Origin of the sequence: Burkholderia sp. M6-3 (assembly GCF_050858985.1) — a bacterium.
Taxonomy (GTDB): Bacteria; Pseudomonadota; Gammaproteobacteria; order Burkholderiales; family Burkholderiaceae; genus Paraburkholderia; species Paraburkholderia caledonica.
Genome location: NZ_CP110091.1, coordinates 2554743 through 2575674 on the forward strand (window position 1 = coordinate 2554743; position 20932 = coordinate 2575674).

Consider the following 20932-nt stretch of genomic DNA (forward strand, 5'->3'; position numbering starts at 1 on the left):
CTTGTGAATTAGAGTTAAAGATGCTTTGAGTCTAGCACCGGTTTTTGCGTCCAGATATCGATAGAGTCACTCACATCTACAACATCTGAAGGATCGGAGACATGCAAACCTATCGCATCGCAACCATTCCCGGCGACGGCATCGGCAAGGAAGTCGTGCCCGCGGGCGCGCAAGTCCTTGAAGCGCTTGCCAGAACCACAAAGTCGTTCGCGTTCGAATTCGAGAACTTCGACTGGGGCGGCGACTATTACCGCAAGCATGGCGTGACGATGCCGGCAGATGGACTCGACGCGATTCGCGGCAAGGACGCTATCCTGTTCGGCTCCGCAGGCGACCCGGACATTGCGGACCACATTACGCTGTGGGGACTTCGTCTGAAGATCTGCCAGGGCTTCGACCAGTACGCAAACGTGCGGCCGACCCGCATCCTGCCCGGCATCGACGCACCGTTGAAACGTTGCAAGCCCGAAGACTTGAACTGGGTGATCGTGCGCGAGAACTCGGAAGGCGAATATTCCGGCGTGGGCGGCCGGGTTCATCAGGGCCACCCGATTGAAGCTGCCACCGACGTATCGATCATGACGCGTGCAGGCGTCGAGCGCATCATGCGTTTCGCCTTCCGCCTCGCACAGTCGCGTCCGCGCAAACTGCTAACGGTGATTACGAAAAGCAACGCGCAACGTCACGCAATGGTGATGTGGGACGAAATCGCGCTACAGGTCTCGAAGGAATTCCCCGACGTTACATGGGACAAGGAACTGGTGGATGCGTCGACCGCCCGCATGATCAATCGTCCGGCGAGCCTCGATACGATCGTCGCCACCAATCTGCATGCGGACATTCTCAGCGATCTCGCCGCCGCTCTCGCCGGCAGCCTCGGCATTGCGCCGACCGGCAACATCGACCCGGAACGCCGCTTTCCGTCGATGTTCGAACCCATCCACGGCTCCGCGTTCGACATCATGGGCAAGGGTCTCGCCAATCCGGTCGGCACCTTCTGGTCGGTCGTGATGCTGCTGGAACACCTCGGCGAACTCGATGCCGCAAACCGCGTGATGCAGGCAGTGGAAGCCGTGACCGCCGACAAATCGCTGCATACCGGCGACCTCGGCGGAACGGCGTCCACCGCGCAGGTGACCGCTGCCGTCTGCGCGTTCATCGAGCGGGCTGCAGCGCCCGCTGCCAACGCCGCGTAAGCCTGGATCGCGCGACACCAGTTCGCGCCGTGTAACGCGCGCCGGAACAAGCGCTTCATAAGCGCCTCATAAGCGCTTCACGAGCGCCTCACGACAGCCGCCCTACAGCCGCATCCGACGGCTGCGGCGGGCGCGGCGCTGCGCTGCGCTGCGTTTGCAAGCGAGCACAGCCCACGCATCCAAGGAGGAGACAATGATGACCGACCTCGAAAGCCGGGTGTCCCGCAAGCTCATGCTGCGGATCATCCCGTTTGTAATGCTGCTGTACTTCGTGAGTTTTCTGGACCGCGTCAACGTGGGTTTTGCCGCGCTGACCATGAACAAGGCCATCGGTCTTTCACCGACCGCATTCGGATTCGGCGGCGGGCTCTTCTTCATCGGCTACTTTCTGTTCGAGGTTCCGTCGAACCTGATTCTTCACAAGGTCGGCGCGCGCCGGTGGATTGCGCGCGTCATGGTGTCCTGGGGCATCGTCTCGCTGGCTTCCGCATTCGTCGTCGGGCCCAACAGCTTCTATGCGCTGCGCTTTCTGCTGGGCGTGGCCGAAGCGGGCTTCTTTCCCGGCATCATCCTGTATCTAAGCTTGTGGTTTCCGACGCGTCAGCGTGCGGTCGCCGCCGCATGGTTCATGGCGGCCGCGCCGATTTCCACCGCCATCGGCTCGCCGATTTCCGGCGCGATCATGAAGCTTCCATCAATAGCCGGTTTCGCGGACTGGCAGATGCTCTACATCCTGGAAGCGCTGCCCGCTATCGTCCTCGGCTTCTTCGTGCTGAAGTATCTGACCGACACGCCATCGAAGGCGCAATGGCTTGCGCCGGAAGAGCGCGACTGGCTGATCGCGAAACTGAAGACGGAAGCCGACGCGCGCCAGTCGCACGCTGGCCACACGGCCGGTGCGATGAGCGCACTGCGCGATCCACGCGTTCTCGCTCTGGCGCTGATCTACTTCGGGACCTCGGCGGGTTTGTACACGCTCGGCTTATGGGCGCCGCTGATCATCAAGCAGTACGGCTTCGGCTCGTTCGAAACGGGCCTGCTCGCCGGCATCCCCAGCATCGCCGCCGTGGTCGCAATGATCCTGTGGGCGAGGCATTCGGACCGTACCGAAGAGCGCACGTGGCACGTCGTCATTCCGTGCGTGCTGGCCTGCCTTGGCTTCGTGTTCGCAGGTAACGCCTCAACGGCACTAATGATCGTGCTCGCCCTCGTCATCGTGAACGTCGGCATCAGTGCGGCGAAGGCGCCGCTGTGGGCCATGCCGAGCATGTTCCTGTCGGGCGCCGGCGCGGCCGCGGGAATCGCAATGATCAACTCGATCGGCAATCTCGGCGGATTCGTCGGTCCGTTCGCGATCGGGTGGCTCAAGAACGTGACGGGTGGTTACTCGGCGGGGCTCTATGTGGTCGGCGCAACGCTGGCTTTGTCCGCTGTCGTCACGCTGATGCTGAGCCGGCAGTCGAAGCAGACACCTGTAGCCGCCGGCGAGCGCCACAGCCACTGACGGCATACGCTCGTCTGGGAACAGGATTCTCCGTCGTGACATCCAACGTCGTATGCAACGAAACGTTGGTTGAACGGGAGAGTCCGCAGGAAACTGATCGCCCCTCACTGGCCAGGCGCGTTGACGCTCGTCAGTCTCGCTAGCTGGGCTCAAAGCGCCGGTCCGACCGATCCGTAAATCGCGGCGATCATCCTCACGGCCAACCAGGTCGATATCGACGCCGGTAAGCTCGCCGAGTCGCGCCCGAAGTCGAGCGACGTCAAGGCGTCCGCGCAACAGATGGTCATCGATCACGCGAAGCAAGCGTGGCAAGCGACGCCGGCAGACATAACGCCATGTCATGGCCGCTCCAACAATTGCGGCGTTGCCCCGGTCAAATTGACTCACTATATTTCCAATCAAGCCAGCGCTATTTGCCCCTCCGGCCGCAAGCCGCAGGCGCATTCGCGCCGACCTGGATGATGTCTTTCGCTTCAACCGTATCGAGGAGAAGTCGTGATAAGCATGCCAAGGTTGCGCCCGTTTGCCATGACTCTTGTGTTGAGCGCAATGAGCATGGCGCCCGCTCTCGCCGCAGGAAAAATCACCTTCGTGTCGCAAGGCGGCACGTATCAGGAAGCCCAGACCAAAGCGATTCTCGACCCCGCTGCGAAGGAACTGGGCATCACCATCAATCAGGACAGCATCCCCGACGCGTGGCCACAGATCAAGGCCCAGGCCGCTACCGGCAAGCCGATCTGGGACGTGGTGGACACGCCCACCTCCAACTGTTTGCGCGGCGGCCGCGAAGGGCTGCTCGAAAAGCTCGACTTCTCGAAAATCCCCAACGCTGCCGCCATGCCGGAAAAGTACCGCACGCCGTACTCGGTCGCGTATGAGTTCTATTCGACTGTGATCGGCTACAACAAGAAAACGCTGAAAAAGCCGCCGCAAAGCTGGGCCGACTTCTGGAATGTGAAAGCGTTCCCCGGCACGCGAGCTTTGCGCAACGATCCGCAAACGGTACTGGAAGCCGCCCTGCTCGCCGACGGCGTGCCGCGCGACAAGCTATATCCGCTCGACGTCGACCGCGCGTTCAAGAAGCTGCAACAGATCAAGCCCGACATCACCGTGTGGTGGACTTCCGGTGGCCAGTCCGCGCAATTGCTGCACGACGGCGAGGTGGATATGACGATGATCTGGAACGGCCGCGCGAGCGCGGTGCGCAAGGACAACCCCGATGTCGACTTCACATTCAACGACGGCATTCTGCAAAACACGCAGCTGTGCGTGCTGAAGAATGCGCCGAATCTGACCGACGCCATGCGCTTCCTCAACGCTGCAATGTCGCCCGAGCTGCAGGCCAACCTGCCGCTTTACATCGACTATGGTCCAGGGAACCCCGCAGCGTTCAAGACCGGCAAGATCACGGCCAAGCGAGCAAGCGAATTGCCAAGCTCGCCTGATAACGCCGCGAAACAGGCACTGATGTCTGAAGATTGGTGGGCGTCGGATGCAGGCATCCAGGCAAAAGCGCGGTGGCTGAAGTTCATGCAATAGCTGCCACACTGCTTGCCATGCGATTGAAGCGCCCGCGGGAACACGGTTCATCGCGGGCGTTTTGTATCGTGCGGCGCTCATTGCATCCAGCGCATTCATCGCAGGGATCGCACTCACAGCCACGAGCCCCACAGTCCTTATCTATCCAACGTGATCGATTATCTGATTCTTGGCGGCGGATCGGCGGGCTGCGTGCTCGCTGCGCGTCTTTCCGAAGACGCCAGCAAGACCGTGTGCCTCGTCGAAGCGGGTCGCGACATCTCGCAGGCGACAATGCCAGCCGACATTCGCAGCCGCTATCCCGGTCGCGCCTACCTCGACAGCACGAACATCTGGCAGCAATTGAAAGCGCGCATGAGCGCGCCTGCCGCATTGCGCCGCTATGAACAGGCGCGGCTGCTCGGTGGCGGCTCCGCGATCAACGCATTAATGGCCAACCGCGGCGCGCCCGCCGATTACGACGAATGGCATGCACTCGGCGCGCAAGGCTGGAACTGGCATGCGTGTCTACCCTACTTTCGCAAGCTCGAAACGGACCACGATTTCGGCAATTCCAGCGAGGCCAGTATCAGCGCCCTGCACGGCGCGAATGGCCCGCTGCGCATTCAGCGCACTGCCTGGCCGCGCATCTCGCCGTTCGTGAAAGCCGTGCTCGATACGTTGAAACATGATTATCCGTTGCGGGCCGATCAGAACGGCGCTTGGGAAGACGGCACCTTCATCGGGGCGATCGCAGTAAGCGCGGGCGGCGAACGCATACCCACATCCGTTTGCTATCTGGACGAAGCCGTGCGCGCGCGATCCAACCTTGCCGTTTGCACCCTCGAAACCGCCGAACGCATTCTGTTCGACGGACGGCGTGCAGTCGGCGCACGCATGATCCGGCCTGACGGTACGCACCACGACATTCGGGCCGGCTGCGTGATCGTGTGCTCCGGTGCGATTCACTCGCCGGCGCTGTTACTGAGAAGCGGCATCGGTCCCGCCGGCGAACTTGCCGCACTGGGCATCGACGTGCTCGCACATCGCGAAGGCGTGGGCCGCAATCTGATGGAGCATCCGTCTATTGCGGTGTCCGCCTATCTGCCTCGCGCGGCGCGCACACCCTTTCGCCACGAGCATCACGAACAGGCAATCGTGCGCTTTTCGTCGGGCTTGCCCGGCACCGTGCCGGGCGACATGCACGGCGCAATACTGTCGCGCTCGGGCTGGCACTCGGTCGGCTACCGTCTCGGCACGATGTTTTTCTGGGTCAACAAATCGTATTCGCGTGGACGTCTGAAACTGAAATCGTCGAGCGCGTTCGATGAACCCGAGGTCGACTTCGCCATGCTGTCCGACCCGCGCGATCTCGAACGGCTGAAGCTCGCGCTGCGGTTAGGCGCACGGACTCTCGCCGCGCCGGCGATGGCCGCGCATCTCGGCACAGTATTTCCGTCGAGCTATTCGCCGCGGGTCGCAGCCGTTGCAGTGCCAGGCGCATGGAACGCGTTACAGCGCAGCGCGCTGAGCTTGTTGCTCGACATCGCCGGCCCGTTGCGGGCGTCGCTCGTGCGGCGCGTCGTGACTCAAGGGGTGACGCTGAGCGAACTGCTCGCCGACGACACCGCGCTCACGCAGTTCGTCACGCGCTCCGTGGGCGGCACCTGGCATCCGTCGGGAACCTGCCGCATGGGCGCTGCCGACGATCCACTCGCTGTCACCGATGCGCGCGGCGCGGTCTACGGTGTCGAACATCTACACGTGTGTGACGCGTCGTTGATGCCGTCTATTCCATGCGCCAACACGAACGTGCCGACCATCATGATCGCCGAACGCATTGCCGACCTGCTGCGCGGCCGTACGAGTGGCTCCTAATCGCCGTAGCCGACGATACCCTTCACTTCGAGAAACGCCTCGAGGCCCCACTCGCCGTACTCGCGGCCGTTGCCTGACTGCTTGTAGCCGCCGAACGGCGAACCTGGGTCCCACGACGGATAATTCACATAGACGCTGCCCGCGCGCAGACGGAACGCCACACGCCGGGCGCGCGCCAGGTCCGCGGACTGCACGTAGGCGGCGAGGCCGAATGGCGTATCGTTCGCGATTGCAATGGCATCTGCGTCGTCGCGATACGGGATGATCGCGAGAACGGGACCGAAGATTTCCTCGCGCGCAATCGTCATCGACGGGTCCACGTTCGCGAACACCGTGGGGCGCACGTAGTAGCCGCGCGTCAAACCATCGGGCCGTCCGGGGCCTCCCGCCGCCAGTTGCGCGCCTTCCTCGACGCCCTTTTCGATCAGCCGTTGCACGCGAGCGTATTGCACGTCGCTGACGACCGGGCCCATCGTCGTCGTTTCATCGTCTGCGGGACCCACGCGGTGCGCGGCCGCCGCGCGCTGTGCAATGCGCACGGCCTCTTCGTGCCGCGCTGCCGGCACGAGCATGCGCGTCGGCGCGTTGCACGATTGTCCGCTGTTGCTGAAGCACGACTTGACGCCCGACGTCACAGCCGCTTCCAAGTCGACATCGTCGAGAAGAATGTTCGCCGACTTGCCGCCCAGTTCCTGATGCACCCGCTTGACGGTCGGTGCGGCGAGCTTTGCGATTTCGACGCCCGCTCGCGTCGATCCTGTGAACGACACCATGTCGACGTCCGGATGGCTGCACAGCGCGGCGCCGACAGTCGGGCCGTCGCCATTCACGAGATTGAACACGCCGGGCGGCACACCGGCTGCGTCGAGAATCTCGGCGAACAGCACGGCGTTGAGCGGCGACACTTCGCTCGGCTTGAGCACCATCGTGCAGCCGGCGGCGATTGCGGGGGCGACCTTGCAGACTATCTGATTGATCGGCCAGTTCCATGGCGTGATCAACGCAACTACGCCGACAGGCTCATGATTGACGAGCGTCGTCCCTTTCTTGCGCTGCCACGCGAACGTCTCGCATGTTACGAGCAGTTCTTCGAGGTGACGCTTGCCGAGCGCGGCCTGCCACGCATGCGAAAGCGCTTTCGGCGCGCCGATCTCGCGCGAGATGATGTCGGCCATGTCATCGTAGCGCGCCATATAGGCGTCGAGTATCCGGCGAATCAGCGCGATCCGCCCGGTAGGGTCGGTCAAAGAAAACGACTCGAACGCGCGCTTCGCGGCGGCCACGGCGCGCTCGACATCGTCGGCATTGCCTAGCGCGACTTCAGCGAAGACTTCTTCCGTGCAAGGATCGACCACGGGCAGACGTGCGGTGCCCGACGGCTCGACCCAGGCGCCGTCGATATAAAACTTCAATGCGTTCGACATCCGCTTCCCATAGAAAGAGTTCAAAGACCTCACGCCCGCGCCGCCGAAGAACGGCGGCTCACGACGACGATCATCACGAGGCACAACGTCAACGCGGTCAGCATCGTACTGATCGCGGCGATGGTAGGATCGATCTCGTCGCGCAGCGTGACGAACATGCGGCGCGTGAGCGTCTGATTCGTGCCGCCCGAGATGAACAATGCAACCACCGTTTCGTCGAGCGCCTGAATGAAGACAAACACCGCACCCGAAATCACGCTCGCCTTGATCTGCGGAAGCGTCACCGCAAGAAAGCTGCGCAGGCGATTCATCCCGAGGCTGCGCGCGACCATCTCCTGCGTGCGGTCGAACGTGCGTAAATCGGCGCCCACGGAAATCAGCACATAGGGCAGGCCGAGCATCGTATCGGCAACGATCAGGCCACCCAGCGTATTCACATAACCGGCCTGCGTGAATACGAAAAACACGCCCACCGCGACGATGATGATCGGCACCATCAGCGGCAACATGAGCAGCGTGCGCAGATAGCGCATCGACCAGTGCGTGCCGTGCTGGATCGCATAGGCCGCGGCGATGCCGAGCGGCGTCGCGAGCATCGCTGCGCATACGGACGCCACGAGCGTCGTGCGAGCCGCGTCGATCCACGCGGGGTTGTCGAAGAACGCGTGATACCAGCGCAACGAATAGGCGGGTGGCGGGAACGTCATGAAGCGCGTGTCGGAAAACGACAGCGGCACGACGATCAGCACCGGCAGCATCAGAAACACGAGAATCAGCACGACGAGCACGCCGAGCACGACTCTGCCGAACGGGATCTTGTTCATTTCGCGCCCAGGGTCTTTTCCAGGGGAATCACACGGCTCGCGGCATAGAAAATCGCGAACACGCAGAACAGCAGCACGACACTGACCGCGCTCGCAGCGCCCCAACTGTTATAAATCTCGACGTTGCGACTCACCACCATCGACACCATGATGGACTTGCCCCCGCCCATCAGTTCGGGCGTGATGTAAAAACCGAGGCACAGTACGAATACCAGCGTGGCGCCTGCCACGACGCCGCTCATCGATAGCGGCAGGAACACGCGCCAGAACACGTGCAGCGGCGAGCCGCCGAGACTGGCGCCGGCCTGAGAGAGATTAGCGGGGATTTTCTGCATCGCCGAATACAGCGGCAGCACCATGAAAGGCAGCAGAATGTGCACCATCGCGAGAATGGTGCCGAACTGGTTATACGCAAGTTGCACCGGCCGATCGACAAGGCCCGTCGCGAGCAGCGCCTTGTTGATGAGGCCGGTGCGCTGCAGCAGCACGAGCCACGCATAGGTACGCACGAGCACACTGGTCCAGAACGGCAGGATCACCATGCCGAGTATCAGCGCACTCCATCGCGGCGATACCGACGCCGCAAAGTACGCAACCGGATAGCCCAGCAGCAACGTCACCCCCGTCACGATGACGCTGAGCTTGAACGTCATAAGGAACGTGTCGAGATAGGTGCCTGTGAAAATGCGCTGGTAATTGACGAGCGTGAAACCGCCGTCATGCCAGATGGACTGCCACGACAGCCACGCGAGCGGCACCACCAGCAGCACGACCACGACGAACAACGCGGGCGCGAGCAACAGCAGCATCGCGCGGTCTTCGCGTTGCTGGTGGCGCACCGACGGGTCAGTGGCAACTGCTTGCATCAGGGCGGGGTCCTGGAGAATCCGTTTGGCTGTCGTCATCATGCACCCACGGCGTCGAGAAACTGGTACCACGCGGCAACGACGCGAACGCCCGGCGCGCGCAACGAATGGAACGGCACGGGCCGCAAGCCCTGCTGGCCGAGCAGCGCAAGCTCGGGCGTCTCGCCGAGTGCAAGCGCTGCGGCATGCTGGCCAAGCAGGCTCGCCATCGCGACGCCCGCTCCGTTATACCCCAGACAAAACGTTGTGGCTTCGTCGCTGCGGCCAACATGCGGTAACGCATTGAACGTCATGCCGACATACCCGGACCACTGATATTCGATACGCAGATCCGCGAGGTCGGGAAAGAGCGCGACCATCGCGCGTCGCAGCGCGTCGAAGCCGGTCGCCTGGCCTTCCTTACCGAATGCGTCGCGGCCGCCGAACAGCATACGGCCGTCGACCTTGCGAAACCACTTCATCATGCGCCGCGTTTCCGTATAGCTGCGGCGCTGTGTCATGAGCCGACTATCGAGTTCGGCGGGCAGGCGTTCGGTCGCAATCATTGCGCTGCGAAACGGCACGAGTTCACGCTGATAGGCAGCGGTCGCCGACGTGAGATCGGAGTACGCGTTAGTCGCGACAATGACTTGTCTCGCGCGCACCGTACCGCCGGGCGTTCGCAGCACAACGCCGGCCGGGCCGCCTTGCGAACGCGTCATTTCGTCAACCGGCGTCGCTTCGTAAATCGGCACGCCGCGCGCAGTGAGACCTCGCGCGAGACCGTACACGTATTCGAGCGGCAGGATCGTGCCTGCGTCCGCGCTCAATACGCCGCCCGTAAATTCGCTCGATCCCGTCTCGCGTGTCACTTCTTCGCGCGACTGCACTGTCATCGACGTGTCGCCCAATTGCGTCCGCACCCAGTCGGCTTCCGCACAGATCGCGGCCAACGCGCGCTCGGTGTGCGCGCAACGCAGGCTGCCTGTGTGCTCGAAGTGCGCCCGTTCGAGCTTGAACTCGTCGATGAACGATTCGACGACTCGCACGCCGTCGTGCGCGAGCCGATGCATGCGCTTCGCGGTATCGAGTCCGTGCAGCTTGTCGATCTGCGGAAACGACAAGCGGAATTTCGACGACACCACCCCTCCGTTGCGCCCGCTCGCGCCCCAACCCACCGGGTTCGCATCGAACACGGCGCAATCGACGCCGCGCTTTTGCAGCGCGTACGCGGCCGACAGGCCCGAATAACCCGCGCCGATCACGGCCACGTCGACCGCCAGATCGCGCGCGAGCGGCGCGCCCGTGCTAACGGGCGGCTGCCGTTGCGCTAAGCGGGCGGCCATCGCGCGCCATAGCGAATCAGCGTGCGGCCGCTGCGAGTCGTTGTGGAGGACGGGCGCGAGCATGGCTTAAGCAGCGCGCGCTTCGGCTTCGACCGCGTCAGCGAGCGCGCCGAGCGTCGCGAATTTGAACGTGGGCGCGGTGACGGCTTCGGGCACCGGCGTCGCGCCGAAACCCTTCATGCCCTGGCGTCGCTCGATCCAGCATGTCGAGTAACCCAGCTTCGTCGCGATGCCGATGTCGTGATACTGGCTCTGCGCGGTGTGGAGGATCTCGTTGAACTTGAAGCCGAATGCCGCCTGACGTCCGCGGTTGTAGGCAAAGAACTGCGGGTCCGGTTTCGCGACGCCCGTTTCGTCACAGCACACGGTGTCGTCGAAAGGGTCGCCCAGGGTATGTGCGTAAGCCGACAACGCGACGCGGTCCGCGTTGGTCATCGCGACGAGGCGATAATGTTTGCGCAGGCGCTTCAGGGCCGCGACCGAGTCTTCGAATGCGGGCCACTCCAGCACGTCGCGCTGGAAGGCCGCCGCGGATTGCGCGTCGTCGGGCAGGCCCAGCTCGCCGGCAAGATACAGATACACGTTCGCCATTTCGTGGCTCGAACGACCCGGATACTTCGCGCGTCCGCGCATATACGGCTCGAAGATCTGGTCGTCGGTGAGATCCTTCGCCGCCGCGCCGCCAAGGCGCCGCACGGACGCAAGCACGCCCTGTTCGAAGTTGATCAGCGTGCCGACGACGTCGAACGTCAGGACCTTGAAATCGGTGAGCTTCATTGCATCATCCTTTTGCGGGTTGCGTTAATTTCGTAAGACGTATGCCCGAGGCGGGCGGGGAGTCAGGCGGGCACGACGATCGTGTCCTGCGGATCGAGCACAACGGTCATGTGTTCGCCCGGTGACGGAATGCGGCTACGTGCGTTGTGATTGCCGGGCTGGCGCAGACTGATCGAGGTGCCGTCAGCCAGTGTCGCGAACACGCGCAGGCTTTCTCCCTGGTACAGCACTTCGGTCACGCGGCACGAGAGCCGGTTGGCGGCAGGCTCTGCCGGGCCGGCGTCGATCACGAGCTTTTCTGTCTGCACGGCAAGCAGCAAACGCTCGCCGCGCGGCAACGGATGCGCGGTTCGCAGCACCGCGTCGCCTAGGCGCACGGCGTCATCGGCGGCGCGGCTCACATCGAGCAGCGTGGCCTCGCCGATGAAGCTCGCGACGAACGCGTCGCAAGGCCGGTCATAGAGACGCTCGGGCGTATCGATTTGCACGAGCTTGCCGTTCTTCAACACGGCCACGCGATCGCTCATGGTCAGCGCCTCGCGCTGGTCATGCGTCACATAAACAATCGTCGCGCCGAGCTTGCGATGCAGACGCCGCAACTCGATCTGCATCGTTTCGCGCAACTGCTTGTCGAGCGCGGAAAGCGGCTCGTCCATCAGGATCAGTTGCGGCTCGAAGACCATTGCTCTTGCAAGCGCGACGCGTTGACGTTGACCGCCGGAAAGCTGGCTGATGCCGCGGGATTCATAGCCGCTGAGTTCGACCATCGCGAGCGCGTCGGCCACTTTCGCCGCCCACCCCGCTTTCGGATCGCGGCGCGCGCGCAGCGGGAACGCGACGTTTTCGCCCACCGTCATGTGTGGAAAAAGCGCGTAGTTCTGGAACACGATGCCAATGTTGCGTTTGTGCGGCGGCGCAAATGTAATGTCCCGCTCGCCGACCCACACCGATCCGGAACTCGGCTGAACAAAGCCGCCGAGGATGCCGAGCAGCGTTGTCTTGCCCGACCCGGACGGTCCAAGCAGCGACACGAACTCGCCCGGCTCGATGTCGAGCGAGACGTCGTCCAGCGCGATCACGGGTCCATAGCGCTTCGCTGCCGACCGGATGGAGACTCCTGTTTTCGCTCGTGCGTCCATTGCGTTTGCTCTCGCTGAAGGGCCTGCATTAGGGAAAATATAGGTGTCAAACTTTTTGGCGGCAATTCCCAAATTGTTGGATCGGGCATAACATCAAGTCATGCCGAATCTACGCAAAAAACTGCCGAGCGCGAATGCGCTGTTCGTCTTCGAGGCTGCCGCTCGTTGCGGCAACTTCACGCGTGCCGCGCAAGAACTCTATGTGAGCCAGCCCGCCGTGAGCCGCATGCTCGCCCGCATGGAAGATCACATTGGAGTGCGCCTCTTCGAGCGCGTGCGCGGCGGCATCGAACTCACCGAGAGCGGGCGGATTCTGTACACCAAGATCTCCGAAGGATTCAACGGCATAGAAAGCGCGATACGTGAAATAGAAGCGCGTGCTACGGGCGTGGAATCGGTCACGCTGTCGGTATCCACGGGATTTACGACGCACTGGTTGATGCCGCGCATGAGCCGCCTGAACGAAGCGTTCCCGTCAATCGATCTGCGGTTTCAGCTCATTTCCGGGCGCATTGGTGGACCGCTTGTCGATGTCGATCTGGGCATGCGCTTCATGCACGCCGGCGACATCGACGAAAACAGCGTGCTGGTTATGCCCGAAACCCTGTTGCCCGTGTGCAATCCGCGCTATCAGGAAACGTCGCTGACAGACGCCGGCCGTGAGCACGGCGACACCGTCATCGTGATGGACGACGAGGAGCGCGGCTGGCACCATCGTTTTGGCGCGTTCGAGCAGCACGGCCGGCGCGTCGCGAGCATGCTCAGCTTCAACGACTACGCGATCGTCGTGCAGGCGGCGCTGCTCGGTCAGGGCATCGCGCTCGGCTGGCTGAACGTGGTGTCGCACTGGCTGTCGCAGCGCGCACTCGTCCCCGCCGAAGAAGAAATCCTCGTGACGAATCGGCGCTGCTGTCTGGTGTCGCCTGCGAACCGGCCTTTGCGGCCCATCGTCGCGAACGTGCGCGACTGGATCGTCGAGGAAATGCGCGCCGATTTGCGCACGCTGGAAAGTGCGTACCCGCAGTTGGGATTGCGTGCGGCGTTCAAGGAATGCGGCGTCGCTATCGTTTGACGGAAGGTAGTGCACTGCCGCGGCCACATCGCAGCATGAAAACGCGCGGTGCGCGAAAACCCCGGCCTCAGTGTGCGCGGGCCAATTCCGGAATTGCCTGCAAGCAGCAAGACAACGCGATGGGCCAACGGCAAATCAAAGCCCGTTTTTCATCGTGTGCATCAAGTCACCGAACGACTGACGCGTATTGACCGCATTGACGATGTCAGCGAGAAACCAGGGAAGAATCAACTGCGTGTTGGGATCGGTGACACCGACGCTCAGCACCGGCGGCCTTGCGGCCGGCGCGGCTGCCGTGGCTGGCTTTGCGCCCTGATAAGCGGGCGAGGTGCGGGTTTCGGTGCTAGCCGAAACGTGCGAGGCGGCTGGCTCGCCAGGCGGCGGCCACGCCGACGAACAGCCGGCCAGCAGCATAGTGGCGGCGGCAACAACGGCAGTACCGGCAACGTAGAACGGCTTCATGATGAACTCCAGCCTACGTTATTTGGACAAAACTGCCTGGCGGGAAGTTCGTCGACTTAGGCACGCCGAATGGCAGCGTGGGCGTGCCAGTTCCTAGTGCCCCGCTGCGGCGGCCGCCGCGACATTCGTCTTGCCCGGCTTCGTCACCCAGATCAACGGAATGATCAATACGAAGATCACAGCCGACAACCAGAAAATGTCGTTGAGTCCAAGCATGGCGGCTTGCGTGTTCACCGAATGTTCGAAGAAAGCCATTGCTTGAGACCGGCTTCCTCCCAGTGCCGCTTGCGCCGAATCCAGTGCCGCGGTGAAAACAGGGTTGGTGACGCCCGTCTGCTCGGCCAGTCTTGCGTGATGCAAGATGGTGCGATCGTTCCAGCCGGTTGCGGCAAGAGACGTTCCCACTGCGCCCGCAAACACCCGCACGAAATTCGACAAGCCCGCAGCGGCGGGAATCTTCTCGGGCGCGAGGCCGGAGAGAATGATTGCCGTCAGCGGCACGAAGAACAATGCGGTTGGTATGCCCTGCAACAAGGTGGGCAATACGAGCGTCCAGGTATCCACGCCAGTCGTGTAGTGCGAACGCATGAAGAACACGCCCGCAAAGCCGACGAAGGCCAACGTTGCGAGCACGCGCGCATCCGAGCGCGGCATGATCTTCGCCATCACCGGGGCAAGGATCACGGCGAATATGCCGAGCGGTGCAGTGGCGAGGCCTGCATCGACGGACCGGTAGTTCAGGTAACCCTGCATCCACTGCGGCAGCAAGACGAGGTTGGAGAAAAACACCGCATACGCAACCGAAATCGCAACCGTGCCGCCAAGAAAATTGCGGCCGCCGAACAACCTCAGATCGATGACAGGGTTCTTCTCGGTCAGCTCCCAGATCACGAAGAATGCGAAGCTGATCCCTGCAAAGACAGTCAACGCGACGATCACCGGGGAATTGAACCAGTCGAGGTCTTTGCCCTTGTCGAGCATGATCTGCAGCGAGCCGACCCACGCGATCAACGAGATCAGCCCGATCTTGTCGATCGGCGAACGCTTCGTTGGCGTCTCGCGCGTGCGGTAGATCGCCCATGTCACACCCGCAGCAAAAAGCCCCACCGGAATGTTGATGTAGAAGATCCACGACCACGAATAGCTGTCCGTAATCCAGCCACCGAGCGCAGGCCCCGCAATCGGGCCGACAGTCGCTGTCATTGCCCAGAGCGCCAACGCATGCGAACTCTTCTCCTTCGGATACGAGCCCAGCAGAATGGCTTGCGAAAGCGGAATCAACGGTCCCGCTACCGCGCCTTGCAAAATGCGCGCAGCGAGCAGAACCGGCAGGTTCGGTGCTATTCCACATAGCCACGAAGACATGACGAACAACAGTATCGCCCACACGAAGAGCTTGATCTGCCCGACACGCTGCGTGAGCCAACCTGTCAACGGAATCGAAATTGCGTTGGCGGCGGCGAAGAGCGTGATGACCCATGTTCCTTCATCGACCGATACGCCGAGGTTGCCCGCTATAGTCGGGATAGCCACGTTCGCAATCGAGGAGTCGAGCACATTCATGAAAGTGGCCAGCGCCACAGCGAGCGTTGCGAGCACAAGCTTGCCGCCCGTCAGAGGGGGAAGCGTTGCAGGTCGCGTCGATTGATTCATTTCATCACCTGTGAAGGTCGCTAATATCTGACTTGTCAGCTAATCGCACAAAAAATGGAGAACACTCGCCGCGTATTCAGCCTGCTTTTCGATTCGCGCTTTTTTGCACCCCAGCCGTTGCGGCTGTGCGCGCCATCGGCATGTTCTGCGCGATGATCCGGGCGATCTCCGCATCTGCATCCGCGCCGTACTGCGCGAACACATCGGTGCGATAGGTCGTATTCACCGCGGCACCCAGTTGGGTTCCCGACTGGTCGCGAGTTTCGACTTCGACCTGCATCGACAATCCAATCCGCAGCGGATGTGCGTCCAGTTCCTTCTGATCGAGCTGAATGCGCGCGGGCAGACGCTGCACGACCTTGATCCAGTTGCCGGTCGCATTCTGAGCGGGCAATACCGCGAACGCCGAGCCTGTTCCCGCAGAGAAGCCGACCACGCGGCCGTGGTATTTGACACTCGAACCATAGACGTCGGCGGAAAGCGTGACGGGCTGGCCGATACGCATGCGCTTGAGTTGGCTCTCCTTGAAGTTCGCATCGACCCACACCTCGTTGAGCGGGACGATCGCCATCAACGGCGTGCCGGGCGCGACTCGTTGACCGACCTGTACAGAACGGCGTGCCACATAGCCGGTAACCGGAGCAGGCAAGGTGTTGCGCGCGTAGTTCAAATAGGCGTCGCGTACTTTCGAAGACGCCGCCAGAACGTTCGGATGCTGTTCGACCGACGTGCGGTCGGTCAGTGCATGGTTTGCTTCGGCCTGCTGACGCGCGGCGTCGAGCGCGGCCTGCGCGGCGCTGACCGCATCGCGCGCGTGTGCCACGTCCTCGCCGGACACCGCGCCGGTTTCCGCTACCGCCTGACGTCGCTTCAGATCACTGACAGCGCGCGCGAGATCGGACTCGCGCTGCGCGACCGTTGCTGCATAGTAGTCATTGTTCACGTAGAGACCGCTGACTTGCCGCACGGTCTGTCCAAGCGTTGCTTCGGCGTTGGCAAGCGCGTCTCTGGCATCCGCGTTGTCGAGCGTCACGACCGGCGCGCCTTGTTTGACGATCTGCGTATCGTCCGCGTTCACCGCAACGACGGTGCCGCTGACCTGCGGCGTCAGTTGCACGAGATTGCCGCTGACGTATGCATCGTCGGTAGCCTCGTGATATTGACCGGTCGTCACGTAATACAGGCCGTACGCTGTTCCGGCTGCCACTATCGCGGCGGCCAGCAACGCGAGCAGCAACTTGCGCCGCGTGTTGCCTTGCGTTTTTTGGGGTTGGTCTGCGTCCGCCTTCGCTCGGTCGGCGTTGATGCTATCGCTCATTTTTTGACTCCTGACAGGATCTGAAATACGTCGCGCTCAACGCACGGCGACGACTGGATTGGGTTTCACTGCAGGCGCGGCACCGGCGCTCTGCCGAGCGGCATCGGCATTGTCGGAATAGCCGCCGCCCAGCGCCGCTGCCAATGCGATTTGCTGATCGCGCCGGTTCATCTTCAGATTCGCGACCTGCTCGTCGGCTTGAAGCGCCGTGGTATCGGCGTTCAATACCGTGAGTTGATTCGCAAGTCCCGCCTTGTATTGCACGAGGGCCAGTTGATCGGCGCTGCGGGCGGCTTCCTGCGCGGATAGCGCGTCGACGAGCTGCTCGTCGGTGGAACGGATTTGCGCGAGCTGAGTGGCAACTTCGGACAGTGCGGTGACGAGCGTCTGGTTATATGAAGCGACGGCGTAGTCGAAATCGGCATAGCGGCCTTTGAGTTGCGCCCGCAACTGCCCGCCGTCGAAAATCGGCAGATGAATCGCCGGGCCCACCGATGCCGTGCGGCTCGCTGCGGTGAGGAAGCGGCCGAAGCCGAATGCGTCGAGGCCGATAGCAGCACTCAGGTTGATGTCGGGATAGAACTCGGCCTTGGCCTCCTTCACGTCGTGCACGAGCGCGTCAACTCGCCATTTTGCGGCGACCAGATCCGGGCGCCGGCTCACGAGGTCAGCGGGCAGGTTGGCCGGCAGACGCACTTCATCGCCGATACCCAGCGACGGGCGGGCAATCGCAAGACCTCGATCAGGTCCTGCGCCGAGCAATGCGGCAAGCTGATATCGCGTGGTGAGAATGCTGCCGTCCAGCGACGCCAGCGCGGCCCGGCTGCTGGCGAGGTTCGCCTGCGCGGTCTTGCGCTCGACCTGCGTGTCGAGTCCAGTTGCAATCCGGCCGGCCGTAATGCGATCAATCTGTTCGCGCTGCGTCACTTCCTGCTGCGCGATGTCGCGCAGCGCAAATAGACGAGCAAGCTGGTTATAGGCGCGCGCCGTGGCAGATGTCAGCGAAAGTCTGACGACTTCCGCATCGGCCTTGCTTGCTTGCAACTGCGACAGCGAGGCTTTCAGTGCTTCGCGATTCTTACCCCACAAATCCAGGTCATACGATGCGGACAACAAACCCTTGTTCTCTGATTGCCATGACCCGGCGTACGGAGGCGGCACGAGCGCAGTGCTCGAATACTGCTGCCGCGTGAACGAGTAAGTCGCCCCGACTTGCGGCATCGTGCTCGCCTTCGCTGTCTCGCTGTAAGCAGCGGCGGCGGCAACGCGTGCGCGCGCCTGTTCGATCGACGGGTTGCTTTTCAATGCTTCCTCTAGCAGCGCCTTCAGTTGGGCGTCGCCGAACTGATCGGCCCAGTCGACGGCGGGCCACTGCCCGTTGTCCGCTGGAATGCTTTGCTGCGTCGCATAAGTATCCGGGGTCGCAAGCTGCTTGTCGCTCGAGATACCTGCATAGTTCGCGCAGGCCGATAGCACTGCCGCGAAAATCACCGTCATGCCGGACTTCGCAATTCGCGATCCGCTCATTCGTCGATTTAACTGTCTATTCATTTTCTGACCCGTCAGATATATGGACAAAAAATTGTGTGCGAACACTTCGCTCAGTCTTCGAGAAACTTGAACAGCAGACGGCGCAGCTCATGGAATTCGGCCTTGGTGAATTTCTTCAGCCGCTTGTTCAGCACGACCGGCACCCTGTCGGGCAGGTGGTCTGCCACTGCTTCGCCCTTCTTCGTCAGCTTCAGATTGACGACCCGGCGGTCTTCAAGACTGCGGGAGCGCTGAAGCAAACCCTTCGTTTCGAGTTTGTCGAGCATGCGCGTCATCAGGCCGGTGTCTATACCGAGCAACGTGGACAGTTCGAACGGAGTGCTCGCAATGTCCTGGCGCATGGACAGAAGAATGCCCATTTGCTGGGCCGTGATGTCGAGATCCTTGAGTTCTGCGTCTATCTCCGTCACCAGAAGGTTGCGCGCCTTGTTGATGGCGAATCCGACGCTCTCGGTCACGGTGAAATTGTCGCTCGTGTAGTGGTTCATCTGTTGCTCCCTTGCTTTGAGAGCAATATATCTGCATTGTCAGATATCTCCAAGCACCATACTGCACATCAATGTTTCAAATATTGCGCTAACGGGACACTCCCGGTCCTGCGGCGAAGAGGAATTGCCGATCGCCCGCATCACTCGCGGGCGGGGTCACGCTCAATTCAACGGGCCGGGCATCGCCACCCTTCTTACACGCCTTCGACGAGAACTGCGCGATAGCGTGCGCCTTTGAATCGGTGCTGCGCGACTTCCTGATATTCGGGACCGTCGTACCAGGCACGCGCTTCGGCAGTGGACGGAAACTCCACGATCACGACGCCCTGCGGCGCTTCGCCCTCGAGAACCTGTTGAGGTCCGTAGGCAGCGAGAATCTTGACGGGATGGCCTTTGAAAGTGGCGCCGACCTTGCTCTGATAAATGTCGAGTTCCTGCTGATCCTGCGTGCTTTCCTTCGTGAAGACGATATATGTGGCCATGACATACGCTCCTGCGTTGGTGGGAAGGTGCGTACGATGATGCCATGAAATCGCATCGTGCTTCGGCGTACAGCGCCGCTGTCATGTGGTCCGTCACACTGGCACGTCGTGACCGCCGGCATTGCTTATGCGCGATGGTGGCGCCTCGCGCGCAACCACGTCGCGCGTCATCGCGTCGCTCGCCCGGTTCTGAACGACCGAGCGCCGGCAGTCGCGCGCTGTATGAATTGCGCGCCGATGGTTTGCCGCGCGCGCGAAAGCCGGCTCATGACGGTGCCGATCGGCACGCCGACCACTTCGGCCGCTTGCGAATAGCTGAGCCCTTCAACCGCGACCGGCAGCATCACGATGGCGCAGTGCCGGGCTCTAACTGGGCGGCGCGCTCGAGTCCCCGCGCACAGGCGCGCTCAAGTACGCGTTCGGCGTCGTGCCGGTTACGGCACAGGCGAATAGAGAACGCCCAAAGGCGCGGAAGCAGGCCCGGCAGAAGTCTGTGCGACTTGCCGGCATCTGCAGTTGACATGATCGACTGGTGAAATCAGGTTACCGGACGACGCGCCCGCCGGGAACCGGCGATGATCAAGGGCCGACGGAAGTCGCGGTCGAACTGTGCCGCGACCACCGCGACCACCGCGACCACCGCGACCAACAATACGCCGGTCATTTTCCAGTAGCCCAATGCGAGTTGCGCATCAGCTTGCTGAAGTCTCTGCGGACGAAACCGGGGTCCTTGTAGGCCATGACATCGGCCAGACCTGTTCCCTGCGTGGTCTCCGGACGATGCTTCAGGCTATCGTAGAGGGCCTGCATGAAGTCCTCAGCGAATTGCGGCGGATGCGGATGCGCCACCTCGACGGCGCTCCGCTGCGCGGCTGTGAAGTCGTCATAGCCTGCGCCCACGAGATCCATGTTGGCGCCTTCGGCAACCAGTGCGGCCATGGGGAACAGATTTGCGGAAATTCCATTGGTCGTGTGCAATGCAATTGCAAGCCAGACCATCTGGCTATTGGCCTCGGAAACGCCGTGACTTCGCAAAAAGTCACGTGCTGCGTTCGCACCATCCAATTCATAGCGCAAGTGGCTTTGCCCATAGCCGGCCGTCAGGCCGAAATCATGGAACATCGACGCAACGTAGAGAAGTTCCGGGTCGAAAGCGAGACCTTTGCGCTTTCCTGCCAGGGCAGCCCAATAATAGACACGCGTGGAATGCTGAAACAGGAAATCGCCCTCCGATTCGCGAATGAGTTGCGCTGCGTCGCGTGCCAATTTGCTGTCGGGGATTTTTACGCCAGGAACCTCGTCGCCGGCATTCGCCGTGGATTGATTGAACGTGGGCCGCGCTTGCGCGTGCGCGTCGAGGGCCGGGACAATTCCCCCAACCGCAAGAGCAACGGCGGCGCAAATTGCAGCGACAGTACTGCGGGACTTCATGATGTTCTCCTTCTAGCAGAGAAA

At 62.0% G+C, this 20932-nt stretch carries 18 protein-coding genes and 2 pseudogenes; 6 read left to right on the forward strand and 14 right to left on the reverse strand.

What is annotated here, in order from left to right:
- The first annotated feature begins 101 nt into the window (after window positions 1-101).
- The 5 genes and pseudogenes from OH764_RS29015 to OH764_RS29035 all read left to right on the forward strand — a co-directional run bounded on the left by OH764_RS29015 (window position 102) and on the right by OH764_RS29035 (window position 6096).
- Entirely contained in the window at window positions 102-1196 is a 1095-nt protein-coding gene (locus tag OH764_RS29015; RefSeq protein ID WP_498849515.1) for an isocitrate/isopropylmalate dehydrogenase family protein, read from the forward strand.
- 193 nt (window positions 1197-1389) lie between these two features.
- Complete coding sequence (locus tag OH764_RS29020) at window positions 1390-2700, forward strand: MFS transporter (protein ID WP_498849516.1); 1311 nt, start codon at window positions 1390-1392, stop codon at window positions 2698-2700.
- Between the two features lie 93 nt (window positions 2701-2793).
- Window positions 2794-2997, forward strand: a pseudogene (locus OH764_RS29025) (DUF4142 domain-containing protein); the annotation flags it as partial.
- Window positions 2998-3204: 207 nt separating this feature from the next.
- Window positions 3205-4239: an ABC transporter substrate-binding protein gene (locus tag OH764_RS29030; protein WP_498849517.1), complete on the forward strand. Its 1035-nt coding sequence runs from the start codon at window positions 3205-3207 to the stop codon at window positions 4237-4239.
- 150 nt (window positions 4240-4389) lie between these two features.
- A complete protein-coding gene (locus OH764_RS29035) occupies window positions 4390-6096 on the forward strand; it encodes a GMC family oxidoreductase (RefSeq protein WP_498849518.1) in 1707 nt (568 codons plus the stop codon).
- Here the strand turns inward: OH764_RS29035 and OH764_RS29040 are convergent.
- From OH764_RS29040 to OH764_RS29065, 6 genes are all read right to left on the reverse strand, one after another.
- The gene (locus OH764_RS29040) at window positions 6093-7520 is read right to left on the reverse strand and encodes an aldehyde dehydrogenase family protein (RefSeq protein ID WP_498849519.1); all 1428 of its coding nucleotides are present in this window, start codon (window positions 7518-7520) and stop codon (window positions 6093-6095) included. The two genes, OH764_RS29035 and OH764_RS29040, sit on opposite strands and share 4 nt — an antisense overlap.
- Before the next feature lie 29 nt (window positions 7521-7549).
- Window positions 7550-8344, reverse strand: a complete 795-nt coding sequence (locus tag OH764_RS29045) for an ABC transporter permease (protein WP_498849520.1) — start codon at window positions 8342-8344, stop codon at window positions 7550-7552.
- Complete coding sequence (locus OH764_RS29050; RefSeq protein WP_498849521.1) at window positions 8341-9252, reverse strand: ABC transporter permease; 912 nt, start codon at window positions 9250-9252, stop codon at window positions 8341-8343. Before OH764_RS29050 ends, OH764_RS29045 begins: the two co-directional genes overlap by 4 nt.
- Window positions 9249-10598: an NAD(P)/FAD-dependent oxidoreductase gene (locus OH764_RS29055; RefSeq protein ID WP_498849522.1), complete on the reverse strand. Its 1350-nt coding sequence runs from the start codon at window positions 10596-10598 to the stop codon at window positions 9249-9251. Before OH764_RS29055 ends, OH764_RS29050 begins: the two co-directional genes overlap by 4 nt.
- A gap of 3 nt (window positions 10599-10601) precedes the next feature.
- Complete coding sequence (locus OH764_RS29060; protein ID WP_110403778.1) at window positions 10602-11312, reverse strand: HAD-IA family hydrolase; 711 nt, start codon at window positions 11310-11312, stop codon at window positions 10602-10604.
- A 62-nt stretch (window positions 11313-11374) separates the two neighbouring features.
- Entirely contained in the window at window positions 11375-12451 is a 1077-nt protein-coding gene (locus OH764_RS29065) for an ABC transporter ATP-binding protein (RefSeq protein ID WP_498849523.1), read from the reverse strand.
- Between the two features lie 100 nt (window positions 12452-12551).
- Here OH764_RS29065 and OH764_RS29070 point away from each other — a divergent pair, with 100 nt between their 5' ends.
- Window positions 12552-13523, forward strand: coding sequence for a LysR family transcriptional regulator (locus OH764_RS29070; RefSeq protein WP_498849524.1), 972 nt, complete (start codon window positions 12552-12554; stop codon window positions 13521-13523).
- Between the two features lie 135 nt (window positions 13524-13658).
- Here OH764_RS29070 and OH764_RS29075 read toward each other — a convergent pair whose 3' ends face one another.
- From OH764_RS29075 to OH764_RS29110, 8 genes and pseudogenes are all read right to left on the reverse strand, one after another.
- Window positions 13659-13985, reverse strand: a complete 327-nt coding sequence (locus tag OH764_RS29075; RefSeq protein ID WP_498849525.1) for a hypothetical protein — start codon at window positions 13983-13985, stop codon at window positions 13659-13661.
- A gap of 93 nt (window positions 13986-14078) precedes the next feature.
- Window positions 14079-15638, reverse strand: coding sequence for an efflux MFS transporter permease (locus tag OH764_RS29080; RefSeq protein ID WP_498849526.1), 1560 nt, complete (start codon window positions 15636-15638; stop codon window positions 14079-14081).
- Window positions 15639-15714: 76 nt separating this feature from the next.
- A complete protein-coding gene (locus tag OH764_RS29085; protein WP_498849527.1) occupies window positions 15715-16956 on the reverse strand; it encodes an HlyD family secretion protein in 1242 nt (413 codons plus the stop codon).
- Between the two features lie 36 nt (window positions 16957-16992).
- The gene (locus OH764_RS29090) at window positions 16993-18507 is read right to left on the reverse strand and encodes an outer membrane factor lipoprotein domain-containing protein (RefSeq protein ID WP_498849528.1); all 1515 of its coding nucleotides are present in this window, start codon (window positions 18505-18507) and stop codon (window positions 16993-16995) included.
- Window positions 18508-18557: 50 nt separating this feature from the next.
- Complete coding sequence (locus OH764_RS29095; protein WP_020066582.1) at window positions 18558-18995, reverse strand: MarR family winged helix-turn-helix transcriptional regulator; 438 nt, start codon at window positions 18993-18995, stop codon at window positions 18558-18560.
- A 194-nt stretch (window positions 18996-19189) separates the two neighbouring features.
- On the reverse strand, window positions 19190-19477 hold the full coding sequence (locus tag OH764_RS29100) for a DUF1330 domain-containing protein (RefSeq protein WP_498849529.1): 288 nt from the start codon (window positions 19475-19477) through the stop codon (window positions 19190-19192).
- Between the two features lie 167 nt (window positions 19478-19644).
- Window positions 19645-20000: pseudogene (locus tag OH764_RS29105) on the reverse strand (sigma factor-like helix-turn-helix DNA-binding protein).
- Between the two features lie 137 nt (window positions 20001-20137).
- The gene (locus OH764_RS29110) at window positions 20138-20908 is read right to left on the reverse strand and encodes an HD domain-containing protein (protein ID WP_498849530.1); all 771 of its coding nucleotides are present in this window, start codon (window positions 20906-20908) and stop codon (window positions 20138-20140) included.
- Window positions 20909-20932: the final 24 nt, after the last annotated feature.